Origin of the sequence: Promicromonospora sp. NPDC057488 (assembly GCF_042802395.1) — a bacterium.
GTDB lineage: Bacteria > Actinomycetota > Actinomycetes > Actinomycetales > Cellulomonadaceae > Promicromonospora.
The window spans coordinates 38,722-46,331 of sequence record NZ_JBHVEG010000008.1 but is presented as its reverse complement, the minus strand read 5'-3'; the positions used below and the strand labels follow the sequence as shown (position 1 = coordinate 46,331).

6 protein-coding genes are annotated in these 7,610 nt (G+C 72.3%); 2 read left to right on the top strand and 4 right to left on the bottom strand.

Annotated features, from left to right (window positions below):
• Nucleotides 1-467 precede the first annotated feature (467 nt).
• The 4 genes from ACFU5G_RS03150 to ACFU5G_RS03135 all read right to left on the bottom strand — a co-directional run bounded on the left by ACFU5G_RS03150 (nucleotide 468) and on the right by ACFU5G_RS03135 (nucleotide 5,743).
• Nucleotides 468-2,453, bottom strand: a complete 1,986-nt coding sequence (locus tag ACFU5G_RS03150) for a glycoside hydrolase family 127 protein (RefSeq protein WP_377240694.1) — start codon at nucleotides 2,451-2,453, stop codon at nucleotides 468-470.
• A gap of 49 nt (nucleotides 2,454-2,502) precedes the next feature.
• Nucleotides 2,503-3,396, bottom strand: a complete 894-nt coding sequence (locus ACFU5G_RS03145; RefSeq protein WP_377240692.1) for a carbohydrate ABC transporter permease — start codon at nucleotides 3,394-3,396, stop codon at nucleotides 2,503-2,505.
• 1 nt (nucleotide 3,397) lies between these two features.
• Nucleotides 3,398-4,342, bottom strand: coding sequence for a carbohydrate ABC transporter permease (locus ACFU5G_RS03140; protein ID WP_377240690.1), 945 nt, complete (start codon nucleotides 4,340-4,342; stop codon nucleotides 3,398-3,400).
• 96 nt (nucleotides 4,343-4,438) lie between these two features.
• Nucleotides 4,439-5,743 carry an ABC transporter substrate-binding protein gene (locus ACFU5G_RS03135; protein WP_377240688.1) on the bottom strand — a complete coding sequence of 435 codons (1,305 nt, stop codon included), beginning with the start codon at nucleotides 5,741-5,743 and terminating at the stop codon, nucleotides 4,439-4,441.
• A gap of 187 nt (nucleotides 5,744-5,930) precedes the next feature.
• Here ACFU5G_RS03135 and ACFU5G_RS03130 point away from each other — a divergent pair, with 187 nt between their 5' ends.
• Both ACFU5G_RS03130 and ACFU5G_RS03125 read left to right on the top strand, forming a co-directional pair.
• Nucleotides 5,931-6,953 (top strand): LacI family DNA-binding transcriptional regulator, encoded by a 1,023-nt coding sequence (locus tag ACFU5G_RS03130; protein WP_020016736.1) that lies wholly within the window; start codon nucleotides 5,931-5,933, stop codon nucleotides 6,951-6,953.
• A gap of 27 nt (nucleotides 6,954-6,980) precedes the next feature.
• On the top strand, nucleotides 6,981-7,604 hold the full coding sequence (locus ACFU5G_RS03125; RefSeq protein ID WP_377240686.1) for a trimeric intracellular cation channel family protein: 624 nt from the start codon (nucleotides 6,981-6,983) through the stop codon (nucleotides 7,602-7,604).
• Nucleotides 7,605-7,610 lie beyond the last annotated feature (6 nt).

Below are 7,610 nucleotides of genomic sequence, written 5' to 3'. Positions count from 1 at the left end.
CGGGTTGGCGGGGTGAACGTAGGACCCCGGGGTGTGTTGCTCTGAGTCGACAATGTCCACGCAGAGCAACACACCCCGCTCGCGAAGGTTCTCCCGCCGAGCCTCCGACCAGGTCGCGGTGGACAGCCGCACTTCCGTGCTCGGGCGCTCGGCTCGACCGGGTTGGCGGGGTGAACGTAGGACCCCGGGGTGTGTTGCTCTGAGTCGACAATGTCCACGCAGAGCAACACACCCCGCTCGCGAAGGTTCTCCCCGGCTCGCGCCGCGGCCGACCGACCACGGAACGGAGTGGCGCCGTCCGGCGCGCAATCTGCCCGACGTCGTTCGGGCGCACCGGGGCAGCCACGCAGAAGTGCGCTTCTACCCCGCCATTAGGCCCGGAACTCGCACGTTTTCGGGCCTGATGACTGGGTAGAAGCGCACCTTGCCGGCGCGACGCCGGGACGGGCCGATCAGGTCAGGTCAGGTCAGAGGGTCGGCAGCCAGACGCGCATCGTGGCCGGGCCTCGGTTGGCCCAGTCGTGGTACGCGACCAGCGGCACGTCGTGGAGCTCGGGGCGCGGCGCCGGCTCGACGTCGGCGGCCGTTGCGTACGGCCAGCCGACGCCGTCGGTGTCACCGCTGTCACCAGCACCAGCACCGGCCCCCCGGCGTCCCGCGCGGACGTACACCACGCCGTCCACCTCCCACGGCGGGACCGAGGCGTCGACCACGACGTCGTCCACCCCGCCGTCCGGACCACCGCCGGCAGGCCCAAGGCCCGCCCCCTCCAGGTCCACCGACTCCAGGCACAGCACCTCCGGGCCGCGCTGCACCGCGACGCAGCCGCGGACGGCGTCGATGTGCGGGTCGGGCACCACGAACCGCGGGGCGGTGTCGAGGTCGAGCACCACCACGCCGCCGGTCCGCGGCCCAGGCACCGCGACGAGCCCGGGCCCGACCTCGCGGACAACCCCGTCGTCCACCCGCACCCGGGCCGACGCCGACCAAGCGGGCACCCGCAGCGTGAGCGTCCAGTCGCCGGCCGGCACCGCGACCACCCGCACCTCGACCCGCCCGTCAGCCGGGTAGTCGGTGACGACGTCGAGACCGACCCGCTCCCCCGACGGCAGCTCGGCCCGGATCTCGGCGGGTGTGTACTGGTGGAGCTGCACGCCGGCGTCGTCCACGGTGGCGACGTACGCCGCGAGGCTCGCGAAGGTGCGCGCCACGTTGGGCGGGCAGCAGGAGACCTCGAACCACGGCGCGCGCAGCGACGCCTCGGCGCGCTTGCTCACCACGTCGTCGGCGACGTGCTCGGCGGGGACGCGCTGGTGCAGGGTGTTCGCGTAGAAGAAGGACTGCCCGTCGTGCGCGGGCGAGGTCGCGACCACGTTGGTCAGGGCGCGCTCGATCGCGTCGGCGTGCTCGACGCCGCCGCGGGCCAGCAGGAGCCGCCACGACACCATCACCGAGCCGACGCTCGCGCACGTCTCCGAGTACGCGCGGTCCGGGGGCAGCACCCAGTCGTCGCCGAACGCCTCGTCCTGGTGGTGCGAGCCCTGCCCGCCGGTCACGTACGTGCGCCGGGCCTGGGCGCGCGCCCACTGGCCCGCGACGGCGTCGAGCAGCCCGGTGTCGCCCGTCTCGACAGCGACGTCGACGGCGCCCGCCGCCAGGTAGTTGGCGCGCACGGCGTGGCCGTGCAGCACCTCGGCGTCGCGCACGGGCACGTCGTCCTGGTAGTAGGAGCGGCCGAACTCGATGTCGGCGAGCGTGCCGTGCCCGCGTCGCTCGACGAACAGGGCCGCCTGCGCGAGGTAGCGCGGCTCGCCCAGGGCCCGGCCGAGCTCGGCCAGGCCCACCTCGACCTCGGCGTGCCCGCAGACCCCCTGGTTGCCGTCCGGGCCGAAGGTGGCGCAGACGTGGTCGGCACTGCGCCGGGCGACCTGGACCAGGAGGTCGTCGGTGCCGCCGGTCCGGGCCCGCGCCGCGGCAGCCTGGAACAGGTGGCCCTGGCAGTAGAGCTCGTGCCCCCACTCCAGGTCGGTGTAGCGCGGCTGCTGGCCGGGGCGGCCGAACCGGGTGCCGAGGTAACCGTCCGGCTCCTGGGCGGCGGCCACCCGGGCGACGATCGCGTCGAACCGGCCCCGCAGGTCGTCGTCGGGCCGCCGACCGAGCTCCCAGGCCATGGCCTCCAGCAGCTTGTACACCTCCGAGTCGCTGAACTCCCGGCCGCGCCGGCCCTCGGCCAGGCCGCCCGAGACGGCCAGGTCGAAGTTGCCCAGCCAGCCCTCGCGCTCGAGCCAGTGCTCGATGTGCGCCAGGGTGGCGGTCGCGTTCACCTCCTGGCGGCGGGCCCAGGGACCGCCGGTGATGCGCACCTGGTCGAGGCCGAGGGGGGTCAGGCGGCCGGTCGACGGCGCGACGGGCGTGGGCGTGGCGGCGCCACGGTGTCCGGTCGGGAAGAGCATGCGGAGACCTCCGGGAAGAGATGGACGGGCTGTTCGGGGCACGGGGCGGTCAGCCCTTGAGCGCACCGGACATGAACCCGCGGACGTAGTGCCGCTGGAGCAGGAGGAACAGGACGACGCACGGCAGCGCCATGACGACGACGCCGGCCTCGGTGGCGCCGTAGTCGACGATCCCCATGACCTGCGCCCGGAGGTTCGCCACGGCGAGCGGGAGCGGGATCTTGGTGGAGTCGGAGATGAGGATGAGCGGCGCGACGAAGTCGTTCCACGCCGCGAGGAACGCGAACAGGCCGACCGTGATGACCCCCGGCTTGACCGCAGGGAGCAGCACGGTGCGCAGCGCGCGGAACGAGGAGCAGCCGTCCACGAGGGCCGCCTCGTCCAGCTCGCGCGGGACGGCGTCGAACGAGATGCGCATCATGAACGTCGCGAACGGGAGCTGGAACACCGTGAGCACGAGCGCCAGCCCGACCAGCGTGTTCTGCAGCCCGATCGCGTTGAGCATCACGTACAGCGGGATGAGCAGCGTCGCGTACGGGACCATGAGGATCGCGAGCGTGAGCAGGAACAGCACGTTGCGGCCGGGGAACCTGAAGCGGGAGAAGGCGTAGCCGCCCAGGACCGAGGCCACCAGCGTGAACAGCACCGTCATCCCGGACACCAGCGTGGAGTTGAGCAGGTACTGGGGCAGCCCGGCCTGGTACTCCATGAGGGTGGCGTAGTTGCCGAGCCCCCAGCCGTCGACCTGGCTGCTGCCGGGCTGGGGCGCCACGGAGGCGACGCCGGCCCAGATCAGCGGGAAGACGAAGACGAGGGCGAGCCCGCCGGTCAGCACCCAGTACGGGGTGCGCAGGGCGATCCCGGCGAGGCGGGCCCGGGGAGCACGGGGGCGGCGTCGGACCTGGGTCCGGGCCGGGCCGGCGGGGAGTGCGGTCGTGGTCATGTCAGTCCTCCTGGCCTGCGCGCATGGCACGCATCTGGGCCACGTTCACGACGACGAGCACGACCAGGACGACGATCGACAGCGCGGCCGCGATGCCGAGGTCGTTCTGCCCCTGGAAGGCCACGTTGTAGATGAGCTGGACGACCGTGAGCGTGCTGTTGTCCGGCCCGCCCTTGGTCAGGATGTAGAACTGGTCGAACGCCAGCAGCGAGCCGGTGACGCACAGCACCGTGCACAGCGCGAGCGACGGGCGCAGCAGCGGCAGCGTCACGTGGACGAAGCTCTGCCACCGGTTGGCGCCGTCCATCCGGGCGGCCTCGATCACCTCGTGCGGGATGCCCTGCAGCCCCACCATGAGCAGCAGCATGTAGAACCCGGCGAACCGCCAGACGACGAGGAAGACGGTGGACCACAGCGCGCTCTCGGGGGTGCCGAGGAACGACACCGGCCCGTCGGCCAGCCCGAGGCGCTGCAGCAGCGGCGACAGCGGGCCGACCTGCGGCGAGTACAGCGCGTAGAACAGGAGCGACGCCGACGCCAGGCCGAGCGCGCTGGGCACCAGGATCGAGGTGCGCAGCACCGCGGACCAGCGGCTCGACTCCTGCACCAGCAGCGCGAGCCCCAGGCCGAGGCCGATGAGCAGCACCGTGGCGATCAGCGTGTACTTCAGCGTGAAGACGATCGAGTCCCAGAAGAACCGGTGCGTGACGGCGTCGACGTAGTTCTCGGGCGCGTTGAGCCCCTGGTTGCCGGCCAGGAGCGGCCAGTCGGAGAGCGACATCTGGCCCACCAGCAGCACCGGCAGGACGAACAGGCCCACCACGAGCAGGGCGGTCGGGGCGGCGTAGGCCCAGCCGTGCAGGGCACGACGCCGCGCGACGGCGACGACGGCGGGCCGGGTGGGCACAGAGCGTGTGGGCACAGCGGTGGAAGGGGTGACGGGCACGGGGATGCTCCTCGTCGGCAGGGCGAGTACACGGGGCGCGTGGTCCCGCCGCGAGGGGGCGACGGCGGGACCACGCAGGAGGGACTGCGGCGGGGCCTACTGCCCCAGCACCGCGGTGATCTCCTCGTTGTCCGGCTCCACGGTGCCGCCGGGGCCGAACACCTCGTTGCGGATCATGGTCATCCACGGGCTGCCGGGGGCGTTGAACGCCTGCTGGAAGTTGATCGCCAGCGGGGTGCGGCCCTGGGCGGCCACCTCGTTGACGGCCAGCACGCGCGGGTCCTTCGACGAGTACTCGTTCTCCGCGAGGTCGCCGCGCGAGACCACGTCACCGTTCTTGGCCAGCACCTCGACCTGGGCCTCCTCCGACATCAGCCAGGACATGAAGTTCCAGGCCTGGTCGGCGTTCTCGGAGTCCTTGGAGATGCCGATGCCGTCGCCGCCCACGAAGGTGGACGCGCCGCCGTCGGGCCCCGGGATGGGCGCGACGCCCACCTCGCCGAGCGCCTCGTCCGCCGTGGCGAGCATGGTGGCCGGGAACGGCATGACGCCCACCTCGCCCTCCAGGAACGGGCCGGTCCAGGTGGCGCCGGTCTCCTCCTTGGAGCCCTCGCCCACGGCGTCGGAGTCCACGAGGTCCTTCCAGACGCCGTACACCTCCTGGGCCGTGTCGCCCGCCAGGAGCGACTCGGTGCCGTCCTCGTTCATGACGTCCTCGCCGCCCGCCCAGATCTGGGGGAACCAGGTGAAGACGAGGCAGCCGCCGCAGTTGCCGCCGAAGTAGGTGCCGTTCACGTCGCCGCCGAGCTCGTCGACGGCCTTGGCCTGCTCGGAGAACTCGGCCAGCGTCGCCGGGCCCTGCTCGGGGTCGAGGCCCGCCTGCTCGTAGAGGTCCTTGTTGTAGAACATGACCGAGACGTCGAGCACGAACGGCAGCACGTGCTGCCGACCGTCCAGCGTGCCGCCGGCCAGGTGGCCCTGGTTGATCTGGTCGGCGTGGTCGAGCTCCGCGATCGCGTCGGTCACGTCGGCGAACAGGCCCTGCTGCACCCAGTTCGGCACGTAGACGATGTCGGCGGCGAACAGGTCGGGCAGGCCGCCGCTGCCCGCGGCGGCGCCGACCTTCGCCACGTAGTCGTCGTTCGGCACGACGGTGAGCTCGACCTGGTTCTCGTGCGACGCGTTGTACGCCTCGACCAGCAGGTTCGCCTGCTGCTCCAGCGGGGCGCGGGTCCAGAGCGTGAGCTCGGTGCCGTCGTCGACGCCCTCGGCCGAGACCTGCGCCTCCTGCGTGCCGCCGTCCGCGCTCGACGTGCCGCACGCGGCGAGCACCGAGCTCGCCAGGCCGGCCGCGAGGAACGAGGCCACGAGCCTCGCGCTCGCCCTGCGGTGGGTAGCCATCATCAGTCTCCTTGACTTCGTCGTCACTCGGCCGTTCGACGAGGATGGGATACCCGTTGCCGAAACCGTCCGAAAAGGCTTTCTGTGACTGTAGGGTGGGCATGCCACCGCGTCAAGGACGAACCTTCGTCACGTTTGTGTTACACCTTTTCGGTACTGTTCGACCTCGAACTCCCAGGAGGAAGCCATGGCCTCGGGCGAAACGCCGCGCAATGCCACCCTGACCGACGTCGCCCGCCTCGCGGGGGTCTCGATCGCCACCGCCTCGAAGGCCATCAACGGCCGCGCCCAGGTGCGCGCCGAGACCCGCACGCGGGTGCTCGAGGCCGCCGAGCAGCTCTCGTTCGCGCCCAACGCGCTGGCGCGCGGGCTGCTCCAGGGCCGCACGGGGACGGTCGGCCTGCTCACGTCCGACCTGGAGGGCCGGTTCTCGATCCCGGTGCTGATGGGCGCCGAGGACGCGTTCGGCGCGGGCCAGGTCTCCGTCTTCCTGTGCGACGCCCGCGGCGACGCGATCCGCGAGCAGCACCACATCCGGGCGCTGCTGTCCCGCCGCGTCGAGGGGCTGATCGTCGTCGGCTCGCGGACGGACCCGCGCCCGCCGCTGACCGGCGACCTCCCGGTGCCCGTGGTCTACGCGTACGCGCCGTCGGAGAACCCGGAGGACATCTCGATCACGGCCAACAACGTCGAGGCGGGCGGGCTCGCGATCGACCACCTCCTGGCGTGCGGACGACGCCGGATCGCGCACGTCACGGGCGACGCCTCCTACGCCGCGGCGCAGGACCGCAGCCGCGGCGCGGAGCGCGCCATGGCCGAGGCCGGGCTGGAGCTCGTGGGCGGCCGCACGTTCTTCGGCTCGTGGAGCGAGGGCTGGGGCCGCGGCGTGGCGAGCATGATCCTGGACCAGTACCCGGACGTCGACGGGTTCTTCTGCGGGAGCGACCAGATCGCCCGCGGCGTGCTGGACACGCTGCGCGAGAAGGGCCGCGACGTGCCGCGCGACATCTCCGTGATCGGGTTCGACAACTGGGCGGTGCTCACCACGAACACCCGCCCGCAGCTCACCAGCGTCGACATGAACCTGGAGCAGGTGGGCCGCGTCGCAGCGCGCCGGCTGTTCGAGGCCATCGAAGGACAGGCGGCCTCGGGCATCGAGGAGCTACCGTGCCGCATAGTCACCCGGGAGTCGTCGGTCCCGGTCCCGTGACGGTTCCCCCGGCGGAAGGAGGCTGACGTGGCGTGGGCGGAGCTCGTCTTCGACCTCCTGGGGGTCTTCTTCTTCGCCGTGTCGGGTTCGCTGCTGGCGGCCCAGCGACAGTTCGACGTCGTGGGCTCGCTGCTGCTCGGCACCCTCGTGGGCCTGGGCGGCGGCATCCTGCGCGACGTGATCCTCGACGCCGGCGTGCCGCGCGCCTTCGACTCGCCGATCTACCTGGTCCCGCCCGTCGTCGCCGCGGTCGTCGTGTACTTCTTCGCGCACGTCGTGCACCGCTTCCACGACGTGCTGATCACGTTCGACGCCGCCGGCATGGCGCTGTTCTGCATCACCGGCACGCTGGTCTCGCTGACCGCGGGCATGAACCCCGTGGCGGCCGCGATCCTCGGCCTGATGACCGCCGTGGGCGGCGGCGTCATCCGCGACGTCGTGGCCAACGACGTGCCGCAGATCTTCCGGGCCCGCGGCCTCTACGCGATCCCGGCGCTGCTCGGCGCGGCGCTCACCAGCCTGCTGGCCTCGGTGGACTGGCTCAACCTCGGCACCGGCGCGGCGATCGCCGCCCTGGTGTTCGCGCTCCGGATGGTCTCGCTGCGGTACGGCTGGGAGGCGCCCGCGGCCGGCGGTCCCGGCACGGCCTGACCTCGC

Coding starts and splice junctions, on each gene's coding strand:
- ACFU5G_RS03150 (WP_377240694.1), bottom strand. CDS start 2,453: ATGCTCTTCCCGACCGGACACCGTGGCGCCGCCACGCCCACGCCCGTC.
- ACFU5G_RS03145 (WP_377240692.1), bottom strand. CDS start 3,396: ATGACCACGACCGCACTCCCCGCCGGCCCGGCCCGGACCCAGGTCCGA.
- ACFU5G_RS03135 (WP_377240688.1), bottom strand. CDS start 5,743: ATGGCTACCCACCGCAGGGCGAGCGCGAGGCTCGTGGCCTCGTTCCTC.
- ACFU5G_RS03130 (WP_020016736.1), top strand. CDS start 5,931: ATGGCCTCGGGCGAAACGCCGCGCAATGCCACCCTGACCGACGTCGCC.